This is a genomic window from Kitasatospora sp. NPDC087271 (assembly GCF_044744605.1).
In the GTDB taxonomy this organism is placed as follows: Bacteria; Actinomycetota; Actinomycetes; order Streptomycetales; family Streptomycetaceae; genus Kitasatospora.
The window spans coordinates 130,906-154,204 of sequence record NZ_JBIUYQ010000002.1 but is presented as its reverse complement, the minus strand read 5'-3'; the positions used below and the strand labels follow the sequence as shown (position 1 = coordinate 154,204).

The 23,299-nt window shown below is 74.6% G+C and carries 25 protein-coding genes; 10 read left to right on the top strand and 15 right to left on the bottom strand.

Annotated features, from left to right (window positions below):
- The first annotated feature begins 8 nt into the window (after nucleotides 1-8).
- On the top strand, nucleotides 9-986 hold the full coding sequence (locus ACIO9K_RS03990; RefSeq protein WP_400326878.1) for a sigma-70 family RNA polymerase sigma factor: 978 nt from the start codon (nucleotides 9-11) through the stop codon (nucleotides 984-986).
- Here ACIO9K_RS03990 and ACIO9K_RS03985 read toward each other — a convergent pair.
- Nucleotides 983-1,231: an STAS domain-containing protein gene (locus ACIO9K_RS03985; protein WP_363617653.1), complete on the bottom strand. Its 249-nt coding sequence runs from the start codon at nucleotides 1,229-1,231 to the stop codon at nucleotides 983-985. The genes ACIO9K_RS03990 and ACIO9K_RS03985 overlap by 4 nt on opposite strands.
- A 190-nt stretch (nucleotides 1,232-1,421) precedes the next feature.
- Here ACIO9K_RS03985 and ACIO9K_RS03980 point away from each other — a divergent pair, with 190 nt between their 5' ends.
- Nucleotides 1,422-1,859 carry an SRPBCC domain-containing protein gene (locus tag ACIO9K_RS03980; RefSeq protein ID WP_363617655.1) on the top strand — a complete coding sequence of 146 codons (438 nt, stop codon included), beginning with the start codon at nucleotides 1,422-1,424 and terminating at the stop codon, nucleotides 1,857-1,859.
- Nucleotides 1,860-1,928: 69 nt separating this feature from the next.
- On the top strand, nucleotides 1,929-2,420 hold the full coding sequence (locus ACIO9K_RS03975) for an NUDIX hydrolase (protein ID WP_363617657.1): 492 nt from the start codon (nucleotides 1,929-1,931) through the stop codon (nucleotides 2,418-2,420).
- 62 nt (nucleotides 2,421-2,482) lie between these two features.
- Here ACIO9K_RS03975 and ACIO9K_RS03970 read toward each other — a convergent pair whose 3' ends face one another.
- From ACIO9K_RS03970 to ACIO9K_RS03960, 3 genes are all read right to left on the bottom strand, one after another.
- Nucleotides 2,483-3,232: a Clp protease N-terminal domain-containing protein gene (locus ACIO9K_RS03970; protein ID WP_363617659.1), complete on the bottom strand. Its 750-nt coding sequence runs from the start codon at nucleotides 3,230-3,232 to the stop codon at nucleotides 2,483-2,485.
- Between the two features lie 196 nt (nucleotides 3,233-3,428).
- Nucleotides 3,429-4,169: a tyrosine-protein phosphatase gene (locus ACIO9K_RS03965; protein ID WP_400326873.1), complete on the bottom strand. Its 741-nt coding sequence runs from the start codon at nucleotides 4,167-4,169 to the stop codon at nucleotides 3,429-3,431.
- 174 nt (nucleotides 4,170-4,343) lie between these two features.
- A complete protein-coding gene (locus tag ACIO9K_RS03960) occupies nucleotides 4,344-5,063 on the bottom strand; it encodes a VC0807 family protein (protein WP_400326870.1) in 720 nt (239 codons plus the stop codon).
- Between the two features lie 205 nt (nucleotides 5,064-5,268).
- Between ACIO9K_RS03960 and ACIO9K_RS03955 the strand changes: the two genes are divergently transcribed.
- From ACIO9K_RS03955 to ACIO9K_RS03945, 3 genes are all read left to right on the top strand, one after another.
- Nucleotides 5,269-6,150 (top strand): RNA polymerase sigma factor, encoded by an 882-nt coding sequence (locus ACIO9K_RS03955; RefSeq protein WP_400326867.1) that lies wholly within the window; start codon nucleotides 5,269-5,271, stop codon nucleotides 6,148-6,150.
- On the top strand, nucleotides 6,147-7,277 hold the full coding sequence (locus ACIO9K_RS03950) for a hypothetical protein (protein ID WP_400326864.1): 1,131 nt from the start codon (nucleotides 6,147-6,149) through the stop codon (nucleotides 7,275-7,277). Before ACIO9K_RS03955 ends, ACIO9K_RS03950 begins: the two co-directional genes overlap by 4 nt.
- A gap of 382 nt (nucleotides 7,278-7,659) precedes the next feature.
- Nucleotides 7,660-9,273, top strand: coding sequence for a protein kinase domain-containing protein (locus tag ACIO9K_RS03945; RefSeq protein WP_363617668.1), 1,614 nt, complete (start codon nucleotides 7,660-7,662; stop codon nucleotides 9,271-9,273).
- A 40-nt stretch (nucleotides 9,274-9,313) separates the two neighbouring features.
- Here ACIO9K_RS03945 and ACIO9K_RS03940 read toward each other — a convergent pair whose 3' ends face one another.
- The 8 genes from ACIO9K_RS03940 to ACIO9K_RS03905 all read right to left on the bottom strand — a co-directional run bounded on the left by ACIO9K_RS03940 (nucleotide 9,314) and on the right by ACIO9K_RS03905 (nucleotide 16,399).
- A complete protein-coding gene (locus tag ACIO9K_RS03940) occupies nucleotides 9,314-9,940 on the bottom strand; it encodes a glyoxalase (RefSeq protein ID WP_363617669.1) in 627 nt (208 codons plus the stop codon).
- Nucleotides 9,937-10,374 (bottom strand): helix-turn-helix domain-containing protein, encoded by a 438-nt coding sequence (locus tag ACIO9K_RS03935; RefSeq protein WP_400326859.1) that lies wholly within the window; start codon nucleotides 10,372-10,374, stop codon nucleotides 9,937-9,939. The genes ACIO9K_RS03940 and ACIO9K_RS03935 overlap by 4 nt, the downstream gene beginning before the upstream one ends.
- A 106-nt stretch (nucleotides 10,375-10,480) precedes the next feature.
- Complete coding sequence (locus tag ACIO9K_RS03930; RefSeq protein ID WP_363582426.1) at nucleotides 10,481-10,891, bottom strand: VOC family protein; 411 nt, start codon at nucleotides 10,889-10,891, stop codon at nucleotides 10,481-10,483.
- A gap of 85 nt (nucleotides 10,892-10,976) precedes the next feature.
- Complete coding sequence (locus ACIO9K_RS03925; protein WP_363617672.1) at nucleotides 10,977-11,510, bottom strand: potassium channel family protein; 534 nt, start codon at nucleotides 11,508-11,510, stop codon at nucleotides 10,977-10,979.
- 115 nt (nucleotides 11,511-11,625) lie between these two features.
- The gene (locus ACIO9K_RS03920) at nucleotides 11,626-13,020 is read right to left on the bottom strand and encodes a hypothetical protein (protein ID WP_400326854.1); all 1,395 of its coding nucleotides are present in this window, start codon (nucleotides 13,018-13,020) and stop codon (nucleotides 11,626-11,628) included.
- Between the two features lie 151 nt (nucleotides 13,021-13,171).
- On the bottom strand, nucleotides 13,172-13,468 hold the full coding sequence (gene tatA, locus ACIO9K_RS03915; RefSeq protein ID WP_063348755.1) for a Sec-independent protein translocase subunit TatA: 297 nt from the start codon (nucleotides 13,466-13,468) through the stop codon (nucleotides 13,172-13,174).
- Between the two features lie 301 nt (nucleotides 13,469-13,769).
- On the bottom strand, nucleotides 13,770-14,339 hold the full coding sequence (locus tag ACIO9K_RS03910; RefSeq protein WP_363582420.1) for an isoprenylcysteine carboxylmethyltransferase family protein: 570 nt from the start codon (nucleotides 14,337-14,339) through the stop codon (nucleotides 13,770-13,772).
- 515 nt (nucleotides 14,340-14,854) lie between these two features.
- A complete protein-coding gene (locus ACIO9K_RS03905) occupies nucleotides 14,855-16,399 on the bottom strand; it encodes an MFS transporter (protein WP_400326850.1) in 1,545 nt (514 codons plus the stop codon).
- Between the two features lie 122 nt (nucleotides 16,400-16,521).
- Between ACIO9K_RS03905 and ACIO9K_RS03900 the strand changes: the two genes are divergently transcribed.
- The gene (locus tag ACIO9K_RS03900; RefSeq protein WP_363617678.1) at nucleotides 16,522-17,133 is read left to right on the top strand and encodes a TetR/AcrR family transcriptional regulator; all 612 of its coding nucleotides are present in this window, start codon (nucleotides 16,522-16,524) and stop codon (nucleotides 17,131-17,133) included.
- Between the two features lie 71 nt (nucleotides 17,134-17,204).
- Here ACIO9K_RS03900 and ACIO9K_RS03895 read toward each other — a convergent pair whose 3' ends face one another.
- On the bottom strand, nucleotides 17,205-17,522 hold the full coding sequence (locus tag ACIO9K_RS03895; RefSeq protein ID WP_363582412.1) for a cupin: 318 nt from the start codon (nucleotides 17,520-17,522) through the stop codon (nucleotides 17,205-17,207).
- A 143-nt stretch (nucleotides 17,523-17,665) separates the two neighbouring features.
- On the opposite strand from ACIO9K_RS03895, the gene ACIO9K_RS03890 reads away from it, so the two are divergent.
- The gene (locus ACIO9K_RS03890; protein WP_063348761.1) at nucleotides 17,666-17,932 is read left to right on the top strand and encodes a hypothetical protein; all 267 of its coding nucleotides are present in this window, start codon (nucleotides 17,666-17,668) and stop codon (nucleotides 17,930-17,932) included.
- An 88-nt stretch (nucleotides 17,933-18,020) separates the two neighbouring features.
- On the opposite strand, the gene ACIO9K_RS03885 is transcribed toward ACIO9K_RS03890, so the two are convergent.
- Nucleotides 18,021-19,178 carry an acyl-CoA dehydrogenase family protein gene (locus tag ACIO9K_RS03885; protein WP_363617680.1) on the bottom strand — a complete coding sequence of 386 codons (1,158 nt, stop codon included), beginning with the start codon at nucleotides 19,176-19,178 and terminating at the stop codon, nucleotides 18,021-18,023.
- A gap of 209 nt (nucleotides 19,179-19,387) precedes the next feature.
- On the opposite strand from ACIO9K_RS03885, the gene ACIO9K_RS03880 reads away from it, so the two are divergent.
- Nucleotides 19,388-20,617 carry a TetR/AcrR family transcriptional regulator gene (locus ACIO9K_RS03880; RefSeq protein ID WP_400326845.1) on the top strand — a complete coding sequence of 410 codons (1,230 nt, stop codon included), beginning with the start codon at nucleotides 19,388-19,390 and terminating at the stop codon, nucleotides 20,615-20,617.
- A gap of 53 nt (nucleotides 20,618-20,670) precedes the next feature.
- Here the strand turns inward: ACIO9K_RS03880 and ACIO9K_RS03875 are convergent, their stop codons facing one another.
- A complete protein-coding gene (locus tag ACIO9K_RS03875) occupies nucleotides 20,671-20,991 on the bottom strand; it encodes a hypothetical protein (RefSeq protein WP_363617684.1) in 321 nt (106 codons plus the stop codon).
- A gap of 344 nt (nucleotides 20,992-21,335) precedes the next feature.
- Between ACIO9K_RS03875 and ACIO9K_RS03870 the strand changes: the two genes are divergently transcribed.
- Nucleotides 21,336-23,273, top strand: a complete 1,938-nt coding sequence (locus ACIO9K_RS03870; RefSeq protein WP_400326842.1) for an ATP-binding protein — start codon at nucleotides 21,336-21,338, stop codon at nucleotides 23,271-23,273.
- The last annotated feature ends 26 nt before the right edge of the window (nucleotides 23,274-23,299 follow it).

Sequence of the window (23,299 nt, the reverse complement as noted above, 5' to 3'; positions counted from 1 at the left end):
GGCGCACCATGGCCGACCTGATCACGGAGGAGCCGGTCGAGCTCCAGTTGGAGCGGTACCGGACGGAGCTGACGGGCTACTGCTACCGGATGCTCGGCTCGGTCTTCGAGGCCGAGGACGCGGTGCAGGAGACGATGGTCCGCGCCTGGCGCGGCCACCGCGGCTTCGAGGGGCGCGCCGCGCTGCGCTCCTGGCTGTACCGGATCGCCACCAACGTGTGCCTGGACGCGCTGAACGGCCGCAACAGCCGGGCCCGCCCGATGGACCTGGCCGGCCCGGTGACGGTGGCCACGGCGAGCGACACCCAGCTGCCCGAGGTGACGTGGATCGGCCCCGCGCCGGACGGCCGGGTGCTGCCCGAGACGGGTGACCCGGCCGAGGTGGCGGCCCAGCGCGAGTCGGTGAAGCTGGCCTTCGTCGCCGTGCTGCAGCGCCTCGCGCCCCGGCAGCGGGCCGTGCTGATCCTGCGCGAGGTGCTCGGCTGGAAGGCCGCCGAGGTGGCCGAACTGCTCGGCGTCACGGTGGCCTCGGTGAACAGCGCGCTGCAGCGGGCGCGCGCGGTGCTCGCCGGGGACGGCGCGGCCGCCCGCCCGGCCTCCGCGCTGGACGACGACCACCGCGCGCTGCTGGACCGCTACGTCCGCGCCTTCGAGGCGTACGACATGGACGGCCTCGCCGCGCTGCTGCACGAGGACGTCACGCTCAACATGCCGCCGTACGCGATGTGGCTGCGGGGGCGGGGCGAGATCCGGGCCTGGATGCTCGGCCCGGGCCACGGCTGCCGCGGCTCCCGGCTGGTCCCGGTGACGGCCAACGGCGCTCCGGCCTTCGCCCAGTACCGGCCGAGCCCGGCGGGCGGGCACGAGCCGTGGGCGCTGATCGTGCTGGAGGTGTCAGCGGGCCGGATCACCGGGTTCACCAGCTTCCTGGACACCGACGTGCTCTTCCCGCTGTTCGGCCTCCCGCCCCGGCTGGCCGCCGACTAGGCCCTGTCCGGCCGCCGGAGGTCGAGGGGGTCCACGCCCCCCGGCAGCAGGGCCGCGAGCCCGCTGAACGCGAGCAGCTCCCGCAGCGGGCCGCTCGCGTTCACCAGCACCACGCCCACCCCGTGCCGCGCGGCGGCGAGCCGCAGCCGGGCGAGGGCGTCGACGACGGCCAGGTCGGGCGCGGTCAGCGCGTCCAGGTCGCAGGTCAGGGCGGGGGCGGGCGGGGGCTTCGGCGTGGTGTCCATACCGCTTGGACCGGCCCGGCGGCCCGGGCTCATCGGCTCCGGCGGAACTTCCCGGAACTTTCCGGAGCTCGGCAGAACTCCGCAGAACTTCTCGAAAGAATTTCCGCGTGGAGCGATGAGTTTCGGTCGCGCCCTCGGTCTACTCCTGTGAAAGCGCCACCGTGGCGCCGCGATCACGAAGGACGACACCATGACCGAGAACCTGGGCGAGCTGACCATCACCCGCGAGCTGCCGGCCACCCCGGACGCCGTCTTCCGCGCCTACGTCGAGCCCGAGCAGTTCGTCCGCTTCTGGGGCCCGGTCGGCACCCACGTCGAGCTGGACACCGTGACCATCGAGCCGCGGGTGGGCGGGCGCTACGACAGCACCATGACCATCGACGCGACCGGCGACGTGTACCCGATGTGCGCCGAGATCACCGAGATCCGCCCGGGCGAGCTGATCGCCCTGGTCGAGGAGAGCGTGGGCCTGCGCTCCACGATGACCTTCAAGGACCTCGGCGACGGCCGCACCGAGGTGGTCCTGCACCAGACCGAGGTGCCGGCGATGTACTGCGGTCCGGAGGCCCGGGCGGGCCTCAACTCCAGCTTCGACCGCCTGGTCGAGCACCTCGCCGCCCAGCGCTGAACTGACGGCCCCGGGCGGGTCGGTGGCAGAGTGGGCGGTGCAGAACCACCGTGCCCCAGGAGGATCGCAGTGACGGCTGAGCCCTTGAAGTCCCGCGAGGAATGGTTGGCGTCCCTGCCCAGGATCTACGCGGCGGCGGGCTGTCTGCTGCGGGACGAGTCCGGCCGGATCCTGATCGTGAAGGCCGGGTACCGCGAGTACTGGCAGTTCCCGGGCGGCACGATCGACCTCGGCGAGGGCCCGGTGGAGTGCGCCTCGCGGGAGCTGCTGGAGGAGACCGGCATCGTCAGGGCGACCGGGGAGCTACTGGCCATCTCCTGGACCCACCCCTCGTCCGAACTCGACCACCCGGCGCAGCACTTGATGTTCGACTTCGGCACCGTCCCGGACGGCACCCCCGTGACCGTCCCGGCCGGCGAACTGGACCGGCACCAGTGGGCCACCGTCGAGGAGGCGCTGGAACTCCTCGGTCCGGCCCGCTCGCTCCGGCTGCGGGCGGCGCTGGAGGCGGCCGCCGACGGCCGGGTGCGGATCGTCACCACGCCCGTCTCCGGCTTCTGAGTCCCGCCCGAGCCCAACCGACCGGCCCCGGGCGGGAGTTCCGCCCGGGGCCGGGCCCCGTCTCACGCCTGCTCGGCGTTCCGGGCGGCGATGATGGCCTTGACGGCCTCGGAGGTGAAGGTCTCCGCCTCGGACTTCTCGACGCCGAGGCCGGCGAGCACGCCCGAGCCGTTCTCCAGCTCCAGCAGGGCGAGCAGGATGTGCTCGGTGCCGACGAAGTTGTGCCCGAGCTTCAGCGCCTCACGGAAGGTCAGTTCCAGCGCCTTCTTGCCCTGCGCGTCGTACGGGATCAGCGCGGGCACCTGCTCGGCGGCGGCCGGCAGGACGGCGGCGGTCGCCGCCCGGACGGCCTCCGGGGTGACGCCCTGGGCGGCGAGCGCCTTGAGCCCGATGCCCTCCGGTTCGGCGAGCAGGCCGAGCAGGAGGTGTTCGGCGGTGATCTCGGCGTTGCCGGCCGCCCTGGCCTCCTCCTGCGAGGCCATCACGACGTTCCGGGCCCGGTCGGTGAACCGGGCGAAGCCCTGGCTGGGGTCGAGGTCGGCGGGGGTGCCCGGGTCCTTGGGGACGAACCGCTTCTGGGCGGCCTGCTTGCTGACGCCCATGCTGCGGCCGATGTCGGTCCAGGAGGCGCCGGAGCGGCGGGCCTGGTCGACGAAGTGGCCGATCAGGTGGTCGGCGAGGTCGCCGAGGTGGTCGGCGGCGATGACCGCGTCGGACAACTGGTCGAGCGCGTCGGGGTGGACCTTCTTGATCGCGGCGATCAGGTCGTCGAGGCGCAGCGGAGTGGTGTTGGGAACGACGGGATTCTCCATGCGTCAACCGTAGGTTGTCGATTCCGGGTCGTCAACCATCGGTTGACGATACGTGCGAGTGGTCTTCGGCGGCCCCTGCGGGACGGAGGCGTCCGAGCGGCGGGCCGCGGATCCCGGCCCCGCCCGAGGCCGGGCTGTCTCGCGAACTCAAGCTCCAGGTGGTCGAGTTGCAGGAGCCGGCCTGGCCCGGTGGCCGCTACGCGGCGGGCAGCAGCCGGGCCCGGACGGCGGCGACCTCGGCGGGGGTGGCCCCGGCGGCGAGCAGGTAGCCCGCCGGGTCGAGGCCCTCCAGCGCGCCCGCGAGGACGGCTTCGGCGGTGGTGCCGGCCTCGGCGAGCGCCGCGTCGATCCGGTGGTACTGGTCCGGCAGGCCCAGCATCCCGTACAGCGGGCGGACGTTGGGGCCGCTGAGCTGGTAGTCCTCGACGATCGCGGCCCGGTCGACGCCGGCCAGGGCGAGCAGCAGCAGGGCCGCCAGGCCGGTGCGGTCGCGGCCGGCGCCGCAGTGCACGACCAGGCCGCCGGGGCGGGCGCCGGCGATGGCGGCGATCAGCGCGGCGGCGGCGTGCGGGCAGTGGTCCAGGTAGGGGCGGAGCGCGAGCGGGGTGCCGTCCAGCCGGCCGTAGGCCTCCCACCAGGCGGGGCCGGCGAGTTCGTCCAGCGGGACGCGGATCAGCTCGACGCCCTCGGGGAGCGGGAGGAGCGGCTTGTACTCCTCGGCGTTGCGCAGGTCGACCACGGTGCGGACACCGTGGTCGAGGAGGGCGTCCCAGCCCTCGGCGGTGAGGCGGTCCAGGTTGTCCGCCCGGACTATCGCCCCGCGGGCGGTCGGCCGGCCGGAGGCGGTGGGCAGTCCGCCCAGGTCGCGGACGTTCAGGCAGCCGTCCCACACGAGGGTGCGGTCCTCGGTGGTGGTCAGCGCGTGCGTCCGGCTCATGGGGGCCCCGTTTCCTCGACCGGGGGTCCCGTTACCCCCTCGTTATAAGGGACTCCCGGGAGATCCGGATGGTTCCGTGCTGTTCGGATCGCCGACACCCGGCGTTGGGCCCGGTTCGGGCGCCGTCCGGGGGCGGCGATGCTCCCCCGGGCGGCAGGTGGACGGCGGGCAGTGTCAGACGGCGGTCGGGGCTTCGGTCTCGGCCGCGACCAGCTTCTCCATCGGATCGGCCGCGATCCGACCGAGCATCGCGCCGGCCGCGATCGCGCCGATCATGAACACGGTGGACAGCCAGGCCATGGTCGCCACCGGCAGGGTGAAGGCGCCGACCACCCGGGCGACGCACTCGGCCAGCAGCGCGGTGCCCCAGGCACCCGCGAACACCCGCTCGTGGCGCTGGAAGGCCCGGGAGCCGGCCGCCCGGCCCTCGACCAGCCGCTGCCAGGCGGCGGCCCGGTCGCGCTTGCCCTTGGTGAGGAAGGGCATCAGCACCGGGGTCATCACCGACCGGCCGACCAGCGCCGAGAACAGGATGGCCAGCGCCACGGTGCCGCTCAGCCCGCCGTCCTTGGCGATCATCAGCCGGGCGTCGCCGGTGACGAAGGTGAGCGCCAGGCCCGCCAGGTTCACGGTCAGCATCAGCGCGGCCCACAGGTTGAGCCTGCGCTCGCGCAGCAGGCCGAGCACGGTCCGGGCGGCCGGGATGGCGCTGCTCCACGCCAGCGCGGCGAACACGCTCAGGCCGCCGGCCGAGTGCAGCAGGTAGTAGCCGGCCAGCGGGGCGACCACGTCGATGGCGAGCGGGCGGAGCCCGGAGGCCGACGGGTTCGGGGTCGTGCCGGTCTCGGCGGCAGTGGCAGCGGTGGCGGCGGTGGTGGTGACGGTTCGGCTCACGGCGGGTTCCTTCCCTGCTGGTGGCCGCGGGCCGCTGCCCGCGTCGTGCCTCCAGTGTTTCCGTCCGACCCTCCGTCAGAGCAGTGCCGTCCGTTGCGGGATCCGCGTGACAGCTGTCATGGTGCGGGCCGTGACAGCCGCTCCGACCTGCGACTTCTCCCGGCTCGCGGGGTCGCGTTCGCCCGGATGGCCCATGATGTGGCGAGTGCAGAGTGCAGAGCGCCCCGGAGCGGGCACCGGCAGCCCCGTCGGCCGGTCCGGACCAGTCCCTTCCGTCGGCCCGCCAGCGGGCCGGGCCCCCGCTCCCGCCGATCTGACCGAGGCCGTCCGGGCCGCCCAGGCCGGGGACGAGGAGGCGTTCCGGCTGCTGTTCCGGACCGTCCAGCCGGGCCTGCTGCGCTACCTGCGGGTCCTGGTCGGCGGTCGCCCCGAGGACACCCAGGACGCCGAGGACATCGCCTCCGAGACCTGGCTTCAGATCGCCCGCGACCTGGGCGGCTTCTCCGGTGACGGGGACGGCTTCCGCGGCTGGGCCGCCACCGTCGCGCGCCACCGCGCGCTCGACCACCTGCGCGCCCGGCGCCGCCGCCCGGTCGCCGACCTGCCCTTCGAGTACCTGGCCGGGCTGGCCGCCGGGGACGACACCGCGGGCGCCGCGCTGGCCACCGTCGGCACCGCCGACGCGCTGGCGCTGATCTCCCGGCTGCCGCGCGACCAGGCCGAGGCCGTCCTGCTGCGGGTGGTCATGGAGCTGGACGCCGAGAGCGCCGCCCGGGTGCTCGGCAAGCGGGCCGGCAGCGTCCGGATGGCCGCCCACCGGGGGCTGCGGAAACTGGCCACGCTGCTGGAGCAGTCCTTCGCGGCCGGGGTCGGGATCCCCGCCGCGCGCGAGGCCGAACCGGCGGTGCGGCGGCCCGGCCGGACCGGCCGGCGTCGTACCGAGGAACCCGTCGAGGAACCCGTCGAGGAAACCGCGGGGAAGGCGGCCGGGAAGCCCACGGGGAAACCTGCGGGAAAGCCTGCGGGAAAAAGTTCTCCGCAGGGTGTGACAGAACGCCGGGCCGCGACGCTGAAGGACATGAGATGAGCACCAACCGATCCCGTCGGATCGACCGTGACGCTGCCGAGCATCTGCTCGGCGGTGCCGTGGGCGGCCCGCCGGCCGGGCAGGACGCCTCGCTCACCGGACCGGACGGCGGTCCCGGGCCGCTCGCCCGGATCCTCGCCGCGGCCGCCGCCCCGGCGACGGCCGACGAACTGGCCGGGGAGCAGGCCGCCCTGACGGCGTTCCGGGAGGCGCGTCTCACGCCCGACCCCGTAGTGACCACACCCGTCCGGAGACGATCGATGGCAACCGCCGCGTTGGCCAGGGCCTTCAGCACGAAGGCCACTGCCGCCGTGCTCGGCGCCACCGCGCTGTGCGGGGTCGCGGTCGCCGCCGGCACCGGCAACCTGCCGTCCCCGCTGGGCGGCGGGTCCGGCGCGCCCGAGCACGCGCTCGCCGCCGCGGGCGGGCCCTCCGGCAGTGCGCCCGGCACCGCGTCCGCCGATGCGTCGGCCGGTTCGTCGGCCGGTTCGTCCGCCACCTCGCCCGACAGTGCCGCGCCCGGAACCCCGTCCGTCCGCCCGTCCGGCGGCGGCTCCGCCTCGGGCGGTCCGCAGCTGGTCGGACCGTCCACCGCCCCGAAGCCCGGCACCCCCTCCGCCGATACCGACGGCGACGGCGACGTCGAGGGGCACGGCGCCCGGCCGCTCGCGCCCGGACTGGTCGCCCTCTGCCACGGCTTCGCCGACTGGTCTGGCCGGGGCGAGCGCTCCCCGGCCACCGAGCCGCGGTTCGGCCCGCTGGTCACGGCGGCCGGCGGGGCGGAGAAGGTGGCGGACTACTGCGCGGAGGTGCTCGGCGACGAGGACGACGACCATCCGGGTGTCGCCGCGAAGCCCCACGACCCCGGCCGGACCACCCCCGGCCCCGGTGCGGGCGCGGGCAAGGGGAACACCGAGGACGGCCGGGGCAACGGCCAGGACAAGGACAAGAACAAGGACAAGGACAACGGCCAGGGCAACGGCCAGGACAAGGGCAACGGCGGCAACGGGGCCAGGCCCGGCCGGTCCGGCGTGACCGTCCCGGCGCCGCCGGCCGCGCCGCCCCTGCCCGACGTCCGTCCGAGCAGGACCGACCGTTCCGACGACAGCCAGTCGGGCCGGAGGTAACCCAGGAACTCCGGGTGGGCGGCGAGCGACTCCCCCCGGGCTCGCCGCCCACCCGGACCGCACCACCCGCAGTACCGCTCGTCAGTACCACCCGAAGACCCCGGGTGGCCGGTCGGCTCCCCGTGCCGTCCGGCCGCCCGGCCCCGGCCGGCCCGGCAGGCGCCCACCCCGGACGCGCCGCCGGCCCGGTCGGCCTGGAACGTGCGGCCCGCCCTCCCGCAGTCAGGGCGGGTCGCACCCCCGCGCCGGCGGCCGGGGGACCGCTGCCCGGTCCCCCGACCGCCTCCCCGCCCCCGGCGGTGCGGTCCGGCGGTGCGGCTATCGTGCACAGGTGCACGAGGCGGCCCGGAACACCGGGCACGGCACGTGAGGGGAGTTCCAGGTGATCGGACGGGCGCTGAACGGGCGTTACGAACTCGTCGAGATACTCGGCGTCGGCGGCATGGCCACCGTCTGGCGCGGGCTGGACCACGTGCTGGGCCGCCAGGTGGCCGTCAAGGTCCTCAACGGGGGACTCGCCGACGACCCCCGCTTCGCCGAGCGGTTCAGCCGCGAGGCGCAGCACGCGGCCATGCTGGTGCACCCGAGGATCGTCATGGTCTTCGACTCGGGCGTCGACCAGGGCACGCCGTTCATCGTCATGGAGCTCGTCCACGGCCGTTCGCTCGCCGCCGTGCTGGTGCAGCAGCCGGGCCTGCCGGTGGAACGCGCCGTCGGCATCGCGGCGGCGGTCTGCGAGGCGCTGGCCGTCGCGCACGCGGCCGGGCTGGTCCACCGGGACATCAAACCCGGAAACATCATGATCACCGACGACGGCGGGGTGAAGGTCGTCGACTTCGGCATCGCCCGGGCCGGTTCGTCCAGCAACCTGACCCAGACGGCGAGCGTGCTCGGTACGGCCGCCTACCTGTCGCCCGAGCAGGCCACCGCCTCGCCCCTGGACGGCCGCACCGACCTCTACGCGGTCGGTTGCGTGCTCACCGAAATGCTCACCGGCGAGACCCCGTTCACCGCCGAGACCCCGGTGGCGATCGCCTTCAAGCACGTCAGCGAGCAGCCCCTGCCGCCGTCCTACCGCCGCCCCGGCCTGCCGCCCGCGCTGGACGCGGCCGTGCTGCGCCTGCTCGCCAAGAACCCCGCCGACCGGCCGGCGGACGCCGTCGCGGCGCGGGCCGAACTCCTCTCCACCATCCCCGGGTTGGCGGTCGGCGACCCGACGGCGGAACTCCTCGCCACCGCCGCCGCCACCCAACTGCTGCCGCCCGTAAGGCCGGTGAACCCCAACCAGCAGCACACCACCCTGCTCCCGCCGCAGGCCCCGGCCGCCACCTCGCTGATGGCACCCGTCCCGCAGGCCCCGCCGGCCACTTCGCTGATGGCGCCCGTCCGGCAGGGCCCGCCCGCGCCCGCCGGCCGCGGTCGCCGCCGCGGCAGGCCCCTCGTCCTCGGCGCACTGGGCGTGGCCGCACTCGCCGGCGTCACCGCCCTGGCCGTCGCCGCCCTGGACGAGCCCGCCGGCAACGCCGCCGCCCCCGCTCCCACCAAGCCGCCGGCGGCCACCGCCCCCAGCACCCCGGCTGCCGCGCCCAGCACCCAGGCCCGCGCGTCCACCCCCGCGGCGACCCCGACGCCCACCGCCGCGGCCCCCACCACCCCGGCCGGCCTCCCCACGGCCCCCAACCCGGCCGTCCCCCGCAACCAGGGGCCGGCCCTCCAGCTCAACGCCTTCCGCCAGGCCGTCGTCCAGACCCAGGTCGCGGGCAAGGAGCACGACCGCCAGGCGGAGCTGCTGCGCATCCTCGACGACGCCTCCGCCCGCCTCAACGAGGGCAATCCGGACGACGCGGCCCAGGAGCTCAAGGACGCCCAGAAGGTGATCCGCGACCTGGCCAAGAAGCACGCCATCGACGGCCCCACCAACGCCAACTGGAACGCCCGCCTCGGCGCCCTGCTGATCACCCTGCACGCCACGGCCGCCGACAACCAGGACTGGTGACCGCGGGGCCTCAGGTCCGGTCCGACGGTGGCGCGGCGGTTCAGCGCGCGGCCGCGGGCCGCTCGGCCGCCCAGGCGAACCCGTCCGGGTCGGTGAAGGTTCCGGCGGTGCCGCCGATCACGAGCCGGTGCGATCCGCTGCCGTCGGGGGAGACGCCGGCGTCCTTGGCGAGGGCCCGGCGCTTGTACAGCGCGAGCTTGACCGGGCTCGACCCGGTGGCGAACTCGACGTACACCGGCCCGAAGCTCTTCGCCACGGTGAGGCCGCGGTCGACGTAGAACCGCTTGCTCGCGGAGACGTCCGCGACTCCCAGCAGGAGCACGAGCTGGTCGATCTGCCGGGTGGCCGGGCCGGTGTCCTTCTTCGCGGAGGTCGCGATCTTCCAGATCGTCCCGTCCGGGGCCTGGACGACGCCGCCGTAGCCCCAGAGCGACTTCGCGGCGGGTTTGAGGGCGGTGGCGCCGGCGTCGAGGGCGGCGTCGACGAAGCCGTTGACGGTGGCGGGCCGGGACACCGTGAGCGACAGCGTGAACCCGCGGAAGCCGGTGGTCGGCTCCTGCGAGGCCCGCAGGCGCAGCTGGGTGTCCAGGCCGAAGGCGGTGGTGTAGAAGCTGCGGGCGGCCGTGGGGTCGGCCACGTCGAGGACGAGGGAGTCGATGGAAGTCATGTCCTCCACGCTAGGTGCGGCCCGGCGGCCGGGGCTTCTCGAATTCTGACCGGTCCGGCGGCCCGTCGCGCGCGGCGCCGGTAGTCGTCGGGCGGCATGCCGACCAGTCCGGTGAAGCGGGTGCGGAAGGCGTCCGGCGAGGTGCAGCCGACCGCGCGGCGGACCGCGGTGACGCCGAGGCCGCCGCGGCGCAGGAACGCGGCCGCGCGTTCGACGCGGCGCGCCGTCAGGTAGCCGTACGGCGAGTCGCCGTAGGCCAGCCGGAACTCGCGGCTGAGCTGTCCGGCCGCCAGGCCGGCGTCGCGCGCGAGCGCCAGGACGTCCAGCGGCCGCGCGTACTCGCGGTCGATCCGGTCCCGGACGCGGCGCAGCCGCGCGAGGTCTTTCAGGCGCTGCGCCGCCGTGCGGGCGCGGGCCCACGAGGGGTGGCACACGGGAGGACTCCTCTCACCGGGCCCGACTCCGGCCGTCGCAGCCGTGGCGGCCGTGGCGGCCGTCAGGGGCCGCGCGGCCCGCAGGGTCGGTGCTCGGCCGGACGGCTCAGCGCAGCTCCTGGATGCGGATCAGGTTGCCGGCGGGGTCGCGGAAGGCGCAGTCGCGCATGCCGTACGGCTGCTCGGTCGGCTCCTGGACGACCTCGGCGCCGCCGGCCTGCACCGCCCGGAAGGTGCCGTCGAGGTCCCGGGTGGCCAGCAGGATCCAGCCGTAGGTGCCCTTGGCCATCATCTCGGCGATGGTGCGGCGCTCGTCCTCGGTGACCCCGGGGTCGACGGCCGGCGGTGCCAGGAGGATGGAGGTGTCGGGCCGGTCGGCGGGGCCGACGGTGATCCAGCGCATCTTGCCCTGCCCGACGTCGCCGCGGACCTCGAAGCCGAGGACGTCGCGGTAGAAGACCAGGGACGCGTCCGGGTCGTCGTGCGGGAGGACGCTGGTGTGAATGGTGATGTCCATGGCGCCGATGCTAGGTGTGGCCGCGCGGGCGTGCTTCTCGAATCCTGACCGATCGGGCGTGGCCGTCCACAGCCTGTGGACAACGTCACGGCTTGCGGTGGCTACGGGTCTCGACGTTCGCCCGGATCGTCCGCGACAGCGTCCCCGCCGCCGTGGCGAGGAAGACGAAGGTGTACCCGATCTGCAGGATCACCACGAGGCGAGGGGCCTGGCCGGCCGGGGTGATGTCGCCGTAGCCGACGGTGGCCAGGGTGACGACGGTGAAGTACAGGGCGTCGAGCCGGGTGACCAGCCCCTCGAAATCGCCCGGACGGGCGGCCATGACGTAGTAGGTCGCGGAGAAGATGGTCATCGCGAGGAAGATCAGGAACGACAGCCAGACCACCGGGCGCTTCGCGTCGCCCCGCAGCACGGCGGTGGTCTTCGCCAGCAGCAGGCCGCTCAGGCCGACCAGCGCGGCGGCGAACACGAGCCAGCTGAGGACGGGGTGCTGGTAGCCGAGCAGGCGCAGGGGGAGGGCCCAGTACGCGAGGATCAGCGCGGTGCAGGCGCTCAGCAGCCAGAGCGCGGACCGCGGGTCGACCCGGCCTTGCGGTGGTGGTGGCTGGCTTCCGGACATCGCGTCCAGCCTGCGGCCGCGCCGGGCCGGCCGCGTCCCGGGCTGGGCCGTTCGGGCCGGACCGTCCGGGGGCGTGTCGGCGGCGGCCGCAGCACCGGCCCCCGCTGACCGCCCCTCAGGCGGAGGCCGGGGCTTCTCCGTCCGGTCGGCCGGGTTCGTCCAGCAGCTCCAGCAGGGCCAGGACGGCGACCAGCGCGAGCGCCAGGCAGAGCGTCACCAGCACCGTCGGATAGCTCCACAGCGCGAACGCCAGCGCCGCGCCCGCGACCGCCGCCCAGCCCAGCCAGGCCTTCCAGCGGTGGACGAACCGCCCGACCGGCCCGAGCCGCAGCCCGGCCCGTTCGGCGGTGCTCCGGGCCGCGCCGAGCCCGGCGTGCCAGCCGCTGCGCGCGGTGCGGGCCCAGCGACCGCCGCCGCTGATCCAGGCGCCGAGCGCGACGACCAGGCCGAGCGCGATCACCACCCGGACGGCGGAGCGCAGGTAGCGCACCAGCGCGTCGTACACCGCCTGGGCGGCCGCCTGGTCCACCCCGGCGGGGAGCCCGTCCAGGTAGACGGCGCGGAACACGCTCAGCCCGATGCCCAGCAGCAGCGCCCCGGCGGCCATCCCCAGCGCCGCCGTGACCGCCGCCCGGCGCCGCCGGACCGCGAGCAGCACCCCGCCGACCGCGCAGACCAGCGTGAGCACCGGCATCCAGAAGCCGGCCAGGTCCAGCAGCCGCAGGCCGGTGCGGACCTTGGGGATGGCGTCGGACTGCACCAGCGTGAACGAGGTGTGGATCTCCGGGATCCTCGCGGCCGGCGCGAGCCCGTTGTCGACCAGCGCGGTCTTCACCCGGGCGATCACCGGGGCGAGGTCGAGCACCACGCGGTCGTTCCTGACCTCGACGGCGCCGCCGCCCTGCCCGGTCAGCATCCGGTCGATCGCGGTGTGCGCCTGCCGGTTGACGTCCGTCCAGAGGGTGGCGAAGGCGTCGCTGTCCACCACCCGCTGGACCTGGTCGCGGACGAAGCCGGTGAGCCCGTCGGTGAGGGCCTGGCCGATGCCGTTCAGCAGCGCGCCGAGCTTGGGCCGGTCGTCGGGGGCGATGTTGTCGAGCAGCGAGTCGACCGGGATCCGCGCCACGACCTCGTCGGTGACCCGGTTGGTGACGGCCGCCCTGACCGCCGGGTCCCGGGCCAGCGGCGCCATGGTCGCGACGTACCGGTCGGTGTCGCCGATCTCCGACCTCGCCCACACCGCGACGGCGCTCAGCGGGGTCAGCACGCAGGCCAGCAGGATCAGCAGGACGGCGACGAGGGAGCGCACCCGGTGGCGGTCCGGGCGGGTCGCCAACTGCCGGGTGAGCTGCGCCTGGTGGGCCTCGGCGGCGCTCAGGCGGGCCCGCAGGTCGGCCAGCTCGTCGGGCGACCCGGCGGGCGGTTCACCCGGGGGTCCGGCGGGGGGTCCGCCTGGCGGTCCGGCGGGTGTTCCGGCGGGCGGCTCGTCGCCCGGCTCGTCGGTGGGCATGCCGTGACTCCGTTCCTCCGGTGGGTGCATACCAGGAGATAACGGATCAGATCGGACGGCCAGCCGGGAGGGCCGTGAGCAGCCCGGATGCAGCAGAAGCCCCCGGCACCGTCATCGGACGGTACCGGGGGCTTCCGGAGGAGAGCGGGACTCAGACGGCCGTCTCGGGCCGCTTCGTCTCGGTGGCCTTGGTCACGTTGGTCGGCGTGACGGCCGGCGGGGTCGTGGCGGCCGGCTGCGGGGCGGCGGTGCTCTGCGCGGTGCCGGCGCTCTGCGCGGCGTCCGCCGGGGCTTCGTCCTCGCGCAGCGCCTTCGTCTCCGCCTTCAGGATGCGCATCGACTTGCCGAGGCCGCGGGCCATCTCCGGCAGCTTCTTCGACCCGAACAGCAGGATGACGATCGCCAGCACCACCAGGAGGTGCCAGGGCTCAAGACCGTTCCGCAGCATCCCTGGCCACCGGTCCCTTCTTGTCTAGAGTCAAGGGTGGGCGAGCGCCCGTGCTGGCCAGTATGCCTGGCGACGACGGCGAACGGATACACCGGCCGGGAAACGCTGGCCAAAAAGCAGGTGCCGTTCGAGCGGAATGCGAGCGCCCGCGGCGGCGGCCGGAGCCGGCCCGGTCCGGCTCGCGCACCCGTGACCAGCCCGCACGGCACCGCACCGCGCAGCACCCGTCTCTCCGACCCCTCCAGCCCCCTCGGTTCCGTCGCCGGGGTCCGCAGCCGGCAACCACCCGATCGGCGGCGGCTCAGTACACGAAGGGCACGAGTCGCTTCGACGTCCGCCGGTATTCCGCGTACTCCGGCCCGAAGGCGGCCAGCAGCAGCCGCTCCTCGGCGGTGATCCGCCAGCCGTACGCGCCGAGCAGCAGCGCCGGTACCAGCAGGGCCGCCGGCCAGCTGCCCAGGCCGAGCGCGTAGCCCGTCCAGACCAGCAGACTGCCGGCGTAGCCGGGGTGGCGGATCTGCCGGTACGGGCCGCTGCGGACGACGCGCTGGGTGTCCACGGTGCGCAGGGTGCGGGTGTAGTAGCGGCCCAGGGTGCGCATGCCCCAGGCCCGCAGGGCCAGCCCGGCGGCGATCAGCGCGATCCCGAACCAGCGTGCCCAGAGCGGCAGTTCGCCGATCCCGGCGCGGCCGAACAGCACCACGACCAGCACCGCGGCGGCGTAGCAGGCGAGCAGCAGCCGGGTCGAGCCGCGGTCGCGGCCGTCCGCGCGCCAGGTGCCGGCGGCGGAGTCCTCGCGGCGGCGCAGCATCAGCTCGTAGCCGACCCAGCAGAGCATGCCGAGGAGGGAGAGCAGGGTCGTCAGGGACATGCGGCGGCTCCCGGCGGATAGGAGATGCGGGCCAAGTACCCCTTCACGGTCCTCCCCGGGGGCCGCCGACGCACGCCCCCGGGGGTGGACGCCCCGGCCTCCACCCCCAGGTGGACCGTCCGGCCCGCCCGTTGGCGAGGCCCGTTCGTGGCCGCCTGCGATCTGCGGCCGTGCCGCCGACCCTGGCACGCCGATGGACGTACAACCGCTACCTTGACGCCATGGGCGAGCCAGTGATCGAGTCGATGGCCGAGGTCGAGGGCCTCGAAGGCTCCGTCTCGCTGGAGGGGATGGCCGCCCTGCTCCGCGATCACCACGGCCGAGCCTGAGGGGCTGCTCCGTGCTCACCGGGTGCTGTACACCGTCGAGGACGGGGTGCTGATCGTCTGGGTCGTGGCGGTCGGCAACCGTCGTGAGGTCTACCGGCACCGGTAGGGGCCGGTGGGAACGGCGGAGAGCCCCCGCCCGAGGGGGCGGGGGCTCTCGATGACTCGCGTTGGATCGGGCCGGGTGGGTCAGGCGGTGACGGCCTCGGGGGCCGGGGCGGCGGCGGGGAGGTGGCGCATCAGGCGGTAGGCCAGCAGGGCGGCGCCGAGGGCGAAGACCAGGCCGACCACCGCGGCGACGTGCAGGCCGTCGGTGAAGGCGGCCCGGGCGGTCTCCAGCAGGTCCGTGCCGATCCGGCCGGGCAGGTGGCCGGCGACGGTGACCGCGCCGCCGAGGGTGTCCTGGGCGGCCCGGGCGGCCTCGCCGTCGACGCCTGCGGGGAGGGCGCCGTCCAGCTGGTGGCGGTAGACGGCGGCGCCGGCCGCGCCGAGCAGGGCGATGCCGAGCGAGCTGCCGAGTTCGACGGCGGTCTCGGAGGTGGCGGAGGCGGCCCCGGCCTGCTCGGCGGGGGCGGCGGTGACGACCATTTCGGCGGTCATGGTCATGGTGCCGACGGTGCCGGCGGCGAGGACGCCTGCCGCGACGAGGATGAGCGCCAGCGGGGAGTGCGCGCCGACCTGGGTCATCATTGCGAAGCCCGCCGCTCCGACCAGGAACCCGCCGCCCATCAGGGCCGCAGGGCGGACCTTGCCGGCCAGCGCGGAGCTGGTGCCGACGGCCGCGCCGACGCCGACGCTGGGCACCAGCGACCAGAGCGAGGCGGTGAGCGGGCTCATGCCCTTGACCAGTTGCAGGTACTGCGAGGTGAAGAGGGAGAAGCCCATCATCGCGAACATCGCGATGGTGTTGACGCTGATCGCGCCGCTGAAGGTGCGGATCCGGAACAGACCGAGGTCGATCAGCGGGTCGGCGGCGGTGCGCTGGCGCCATACGAACGCGGCGGCCAGCAGCAGGCCGGCCGGGACGGCGAGGGCGGGCAGCGGGCTCCAGCCGTCCACGGCGAGGGTCTTGACGCCGTAGACCAGCGGCAGGATCGCGGCCATCGAGAGCGCGGCGCCTGGCAGGTCGAAGCGGCCGGTGCGGGCGGTGGAGCGGTACTCGGGGAGCAGGACGGGCGCAGCGAGCAGCACCAGGGCCATCACCGGGACGGCGAGCAGGAACGCGGAGCCCCACCAGAAGTGGTCGAGCAGCAGGCCGCCGGCGACCGGGCCGAGGGTGGCGCCGGTGGTGAGGACGCCGCCCCAGGCGCCGAGGGCGATCTGCCGCTGCTTGGGGTCGTGGAACATGTTGCGGACCAGCGCGAGCGTCGAGGGCATCACGGTGGCCCCGGCGACGCCGAGCAGGGCGCGGGCGGCGATCAGCTGGCCGGCGGTGTCGGCCCGGGCGGCCAGCAGCGAGGCACCGATGAAGCCGGCGGCGCCGATCATCAGCAGCCGGCGGCGGCCGATCCGGTCGCCCAGCGAGCCCATGGTGATGAGCAGCCCGGCGAGCAGGAACGAGTACACGTCCATGATCCACAGCTGCTGGGTGCTGCTGGGCGCCAGCGTGGTGGAGATGAAGGGGACGGCGAAGAAGAGCACGCCCATGTCCATGGCGAGGACGAGGGTCGGGAGCAGGAGGACGGCCAGGCCGATCCATTCGCGACGGCCTGCGCGGCCGGTGGTTGCGGTCATGGGGAAGACGGTACGGACGTGTCAGACGCTTGTCTAGTACGTATGTGTAAATCGATCGTGCGAGACATCAGTGCGAGACGTTCGTGCAAGACATCTGTGCAGTCCTTCCGTAGGATCGGGTCATGGGAAACCGCGAAGACCTGATGGCCGGCGCCAAGCGCTGCCTGTACGAGAAGGGGTACGGGCGCACCACCGCCCGTGACGTCGCGACCGCCTCGGGCGTCAGCCTGGCCGCGATCGGCTACCACTTCGGTTCGAAGGACGCGCTGCTCAACGCGGCGATGATCGAGGCGATCGGGGAGATGGGGGCGGCCCTGGGCGCGGTGGTGGACGCCGCCAACCGCGTGTCCGACGATCCGGAGGAGCGCTTCGCCGCGGTCTGGGACGGCCTCAGGACCGTCTTCACCGAACACCGCGGGCTCTGGGCGGCCCAGTTCGAGGCGCTCGCCCAGGCCGCGCACGCGCCCGAGCTGGCGCACGCGTTCGCGGAGGCGCAGAAGGAGGGCCGGCTCGGTCTCGCCGCGCTGTTCCAGGGACTGCCCGAAGTGCCGGACACCGAGGAGGAGGTCGTCCGCGGCTCCTTCTACCAGACCCTGCTGGCCGGGTACGCCGCCCAGTGGCTGGCCGCCCCCGAACTGGCGCCGAACGGGCGGGACTTCCTGCGCGGGCTGCGGCTGGTCAGCGGAAGCGTGTTCGGCCCCGCGGTGCCGTCACCGCCCGCCACCGCCCGCTGACGGCGGCCGGCCGTCGCCCGTCGCCCGCTGCCCGCTGCCGCCCGTCGCCCGCTGCCGCCCGCGCCGCCCCGCTAGGCGGTGACCACCGTCAGCAGCACCACCGAGTCGACGTGGGCCAGCAGCCCGTGCCGTTCCTGGGGCACCGGCTCCAGCCGTCCGACCGGCAGCTCCTGGTGCCGGCCGGCGATGGTCAGCGAGACCCGGCCGCGCAGCACCTGGACGCTGCCGGCGGTCGGCGGGGTGTGCTCGTCCAGCGAGGTGCCCGCGGTCAGCGCGATCACGGTCTGCCGCAGGACGCCGTCGTGGAGCACCAGGTGGGCGCTGCGCCCGTGCGGGCTCTCGGCCGCCCGGGCGGCGTGCTCCACGGCGAGCTGTTCGAGATCGGGCATCGCGCGTCCTCCTGACCCGGCGTGCCGGGCCGACCCCGGGCGCCCGGACCGGCGCCGTGTGCCCAGGTTCGCGGACGCGCTCGGCTCGCGCACCCGGAGCCGTTCGACGTGCAGCCCCCGGCGAGTGCCCGCATCGTGGAGGCATGGCGATCAACGAGACAGTCTCCGGTGGGTTCCAGGTCAACCGCTCGCTGCTGGCCGGCGGCGCGCTGCTCACCGGTATCGGCGCCGTGCTCGGCGTGGCCGGGGCGGCGATGGTGTGCGCGGCGCTGGCCACGGCCGGCCGCAGCTGGGTGCGCAGCCTGGAGACCGCGCCGGCCGCGTTCGCCCAGCGGGCGCTGCGCGAGGCGAAGGTGGCGTCCAGCGCGGGCTGGGAGGCCTGGCGCGCGGAGCACGGTTCACCCAACTGAGCGCACCCGTCGACCTGAGCCGCACCCGCGCCCGTCCGGGTGCGGCGGGCCGCCATGGGGGTGCGGCCCGCCGCGGCTGTGGACCCGCCTACAGGCCGAGGGACTTGGCGATGATGCTGCGCATGACCTCGCTGGTGCCGCCGTAGATCCGGAACACCCGGTTGTCGGTGTAGAGCCGGGCGATCGGGTACTCCAGGATGTAGCCGTAACCGCCGTGCAGCTGAAGGCACTTGTCGATGACGGTGGAGGCCGACTCGGTGCAGAACAGCTTCGCGGCGGCCGCGTCGGCGACGGTCAGCTCCCCCTGCTGGTACAGCTCCAGCGCGCGGTCCACCATCGACTGCTGCGCCACCACCTGGGCCTCGCAGTCGGCCAGGGTGAACTTGGTGTTCTGGAACTCGGCCACCGCCTTGCCGAACACCTTGCGGTCCTTGACGTACTGGAGCGCGAACCGCACCGCCGCAGCCGCCGACGCGTACGCGCTGACGGCGATGGCCAGCCGCTCCTGCACCAGGTTGTGGGTCAGGTAGGAGAAGGCCCGGCCCTCCTCGCCGAGCAGGTTCTCCACCGGCACCCTGACGTCGCTGAACGCCAGCTCGGCGGTGTCCGAGGTGCGCAGGCCGATCTTCTGCAGCTTGCGGCCGACCGTGTAGCCGGGGGACGTGGTGTCCACGCAGAGGATGGACAGGCCGGCCCGGCGGTTGTCCGGGTCGTACGGGGCGGTGCGGCAGACCACCAGGACGAGGTCGGCCAGCACGCCGCCGGTGATGAAGGTCTTGGCGCCGTTCAGGACGTAGTGGGTGCCGTCCTCGGAGAGCTTCGCGGTGGTGGCGATGCCCGCGAGGTCGGAGCCGGCGCCCGGCTCGGTCATCGCGATGGCGGTCATGATGTCGCCGGAGACGAAGCCGGGCAGCCAGCGCCGCTTCTGCTCCTCGGTGGCGTACTCCAGCAGGTAGGGCAGGACCAGCGCGGTGTGCACGCCCGAGGAGCCGAAGCTCACGCCCGCCCGGGCGGTCTCCTCGGTGATCACCGTCTGGTACTTGAAGCCGCTCTCGCCCGCGCCGCCGTACTCCTCCGGCACCTCGATGCCGTAGACGCCGAGCGCGCCGAGCTGCCGGTAGAAGTCTCGCGGCGGGTGGCCGTCGGCCTCCCAGCTCTCGTAGACCGGGACGACCTCGTTGGCGATGAAGTCCCGGATGGTCTCCCGGAAGGCCTCGTGGTCCTCGTTGAACACGGTGCGGCGCACGGCGGCGCTCCCTTCGGTGGTGACCGGCTGCGGGCGCCGGCGGGGGCTGAACGTGCCAGGTGATGGCCTCACAAGTTAATCCCGGGTAGCTTCGGCTGTCCAGGGTCGACGGCGCCGGAAAAGGCCGGTGGCCACCGGCGGTCGGCGCCCTCAAGTGAATCCTTGCTAGCCTTCGGGCGGCAGTCCGGAGCGCGGGAGGGAGGCTCGCCATGGTGGTCCGACGACCTCCCGGGCGGCGCGCCCAGATCCTCGCCGTGGCGGCCGACCGGTTCCACCGCAGCGGCTACCACCAGGTCTCCATGACCGAGGTCGCCGCCGGGGTCGGCATCACCGCGCCCGCCCTCTACCGGCACTTCCGGGGCAAGCCCGAACTGCTCGACCGCGCCGTCCGGCTGGGGCTGGACGCGCTGGCCTGCGGGCTGCGCGGGGCCCGCACCACCGGCGACCTCGGCGCCGCGCTGGCCGCCGTCGCGGTCGGACACCGCCCGCTCGGCACCCTGGTGCAGCGTGACGCCAGGCTGCTGCCGCCGGCCCGGCGGGCGGCGCTGCGCCGCGAACTGCGCGCCGACGTCGCGCTGATGACCGCCGTGCTGCGCGCCGGACGGCCGGAACTTCCGCTGCCGGACGCCGAGTTTCTCTGCTGGTCGGCGCTCTCGGCCTGCACCGGGCTCTCCTACCAGTCGGTCGCGCCGCAGCCGCGCCGCGCCGAGGCGGTGCTGCGCGAACTCGTCGCCACCGTCCTCGCGGCCTCTCCGGGCGGCGCCGCCGCCCACCCGGATCCCGCTGTCCACCCAGGTCCCGCTGCCGTCCCCGCCGCCGGTCCCGTCGCCCCGGGGTCGCCGGAGCCCAGGCCGCAGGCGCGTCGCGAGGAACTGCTCGCGGCGGCCGTCCGGCTCTTCCACCAGCGCGGCTTCGACAACGTCAGCACCGACCAGCTCGGCGCCGCCGTCGGCATCTCCGGCCCCAGTGTCTACCGGCACTTCGACAGCAAGGCCCAGTTGCTCGCCGCCTCGCTGGTGCGCAGCCGCGAAGGGCTCTGGCAGGAGGTGGACGGCGCGTTCGCGGCCGCCGCCGGGCCGGAGGCGGCGCTGGCGGCCGGTCTGGGTGCGTACGTCGGCTTCGCGCTGCGCAACGGCGACTACCTGGGCGCGATGCTCAGCGAGACGGAGCGGCTGGCCCCGCCGGACCGCCGGGTCGCGGTGGACTTCCGGCGCGACTTCCTGCGCACCTGGGTCGGCCTGCTGCGGCGGGTCCGGCCCGAGTACGACGCGGTCGAGGCCCGGATCCGGGTCCACGCCCTGTTCGCGCTGGTCAACGACGGGGTGCGGAACCGCCCGCACAGCGCCCGCCCGGACCTCGGGAACTGCCTGCTGCACCTCGGCCGGGCCGTCCTCGGACTGCCCGGAACGGACGGCGGCCGGGTGCCCGCCCCGCGTTGACGGGGTGGGCACCCGGCCCGGAGGGTGTGGCTGCGCCCGGGGCCGGACAGGACCTAGCCGACGGCGCCCGGGAAGAAGGCCCGGGCGTCGAGGTTGCCGTTGCCCTGCAGAGCGCCGATGTTGCCGCCGTTGCCGGTCGAGGCGAGGCCGTTGTTCTGGTTGCTCGCGCCCGAGCCGGTGGCCGTCTGCTGGGTGACGACCACGTTGCCGTGGACGTTGCCGATGACGTTGGCGGAGCCGGTGTTGCTCACGACGCTGCTGTTGGAGTGGTCGATGGCACCGGCGCCGTTGTCGGCGTGGGCGCCGGCGGCGCCGAAGCCGACGAGGAGGAACGCCCCGAGGGCGGTGGCGGCGGCTGCGCGGATACGGGACACGGTGGTCTCCCTGAGCTGGGGGTGCGAAATGTGGCGCGATCCGGAGTGGCCGCTCCGTGGCGCCGTTGCCTGACGTCGCACGTTCAGCATTCACCAGCAGCGTGGACGAACTCCACCAAACAGGTGGCAATTCCCCCGATGGTGTCATGGTGACGCCGTATCCGGAGATAGCCCGACGGTTGCGACGGCGGCATCTCCACTCCTCAAAACTGCTGGTGGAGATGGAAGTTGACGTGCAAGGCGGCAAGGCCGGACAACCCTGAGCTGTCAACGCGGAGTTGACCGAGTTTTCTCAGGGAGAAAGAAATGGTGGCCGGATAGTCGCACTGGCACACTGGGGACCCATGTCTGAAGGTGCCCCGCCCGAGCCCGCCCCCGCCGAGGATCTGCGTACGACCGAGGTCGATCTCGGCGGACTGGTGAACGTCCTCGCCACCCACCTCTACTCCACCCCGCTGGTCGCTCTGCGCGAACTCGTCCAGAACGCCCACGACTCGCACACCCGCCGACTCCTGGAGGACCCGGACGGCGACCACCGCCCGCTGATCCGGGTGCGCGGAGACGCCGCCCGGCGGACCGTCTCCATCGAGGACACCGGCGCCGGCCTCACCGAGCCGGAGATCCATGCCTACCTCGCCACCGTCGGCACCGGCTACACCCGGATGCTGCGCGACCTCACCGGCAACCAGGAGCTGATCGGCGCCTTCGGCCTCGGCTTCCTCTCCGCCTTCTCGGTGGCCGACGAGGTCGCCGTCATCACCACCTCGCACCGCGAACCGCACCTCGGCCACCGCTACCGCAGCCGGGGCGGCGAGCAGTACCAGGTCGACCCGGTGCCCGCCCGGCCCCGCCCCGGCACGGTCGTCGAGCTGACCCTCAAGGCCGAACACGCCCACCTCGCCGACGAGGACGCGCTGCGCGACGTGCTCGGCCGGTACTGCGTGCTGCTGCCGATCCCGGTCCACGTCGGCGACGACGAGCAGCCCGTCAACAACGTCGAGGTGCCCTGGCGCCACAGCGTGCCGGGTGACCAGCACGCCGCCCGGATGCGCTTCGCCACCGCCTTCGGCCGCCGCTTCGAGCCGCTCACCGCCTTCCCCGTCCACCCGGCCGAGGGCGGCACCGGGGGAGGGGCCGCGGGCGGCACCGACGCGATCGGCCTGCTCTGGGTCCAGGACGGCGGCACCTACGGCAGCAGCGACAACCGCGACCTCGCCGTCTACCTGCGCGGCATGCTGCTCGCCGAGGACGCCCGCGACCTGCTGCCCAGCTGGGCCGGGTTCATCGGCGGTGTGGTCGAGTCCAGCAGGCTCACCCCCACCGCCAGCCGCGAGGACCTCCAGCGCGACGACCACTACCGCGCACTCCAGCGCGCCCTCACCGACGCCATCGTCGACGGCCTGTACGAGACCGCCCGGCTGCGGCCCGCCGCCTGGCGCCGCATCCTCACCCGGCACGGCCAGGACCTGCTCGGCGCCGCGCTCTGCGACGAGCGGCTGTTCACCCTGCTCGCCGACGACGTCCCCGTCCCCACCTCCCAGGGCGACCTCACCGCCGGCGCGCTGCGGGCCGCGGGCGGGGGCGCGGTGCACGTCGCGCTCGGCAGCGGCGGCGGCTTCGAGGAGATGCTGTACCGGGCGATGCGGGTGCCGATCGCCCGCGGCGACCGCTACGCCGTCCTGCCTTTCCTGCGCCGCTACGCCCAGCTGCGCGGCTGCCGCCTGGTCGAGCTGGGCAGCGAGCACGGCGACCGCGAGCTGTTCCGCGACCCGGAGCGCCCGCTGCCGGCCGGCGAGGCGGCCTGGCTGGCCGGCGCCCTCGCCGACGAGGGCGAGCAGCTCGTCCCGGCCCGGTTCGACCCGCCCGGTCTGCCGCTGGTCCTGGTGCCGGACCGCGAGGCCGAGCTGAAGGCCCGGATCGAGGACGACCAGGCCGACGCCCGGATCCCGTCCGCGGCGCTGCGGCTGGCCCGGGCGTTCACCGCCCGCACCGACGGAGAGGTCAGGGCCCGCCTCTACCTCAACCTGTCCTGCCCGGCCGTGCTGGACCTGCTCGCCGCCTACCGCGCCGGGCACACCGGCAGCGCCACGGCGGCGGGGCTGCTCCGCTCGCTCAAGGTGATCATGGCGGCCGCCTCGGCGGGCCCGGCCGGCTCGCCCGGAGGCGACCTCACCGCCGCGCTGTCCGGCATCGGCACCGCGGTCTCGGCGCTGACCGCCGCCGTCCCGGCCGGCCTGCCGGGTGTCCCGGACACCCTCGGCGCCCTCCCGGACGAGGCGTGACGGACGGATTGTCAGCGGTTCGCGGT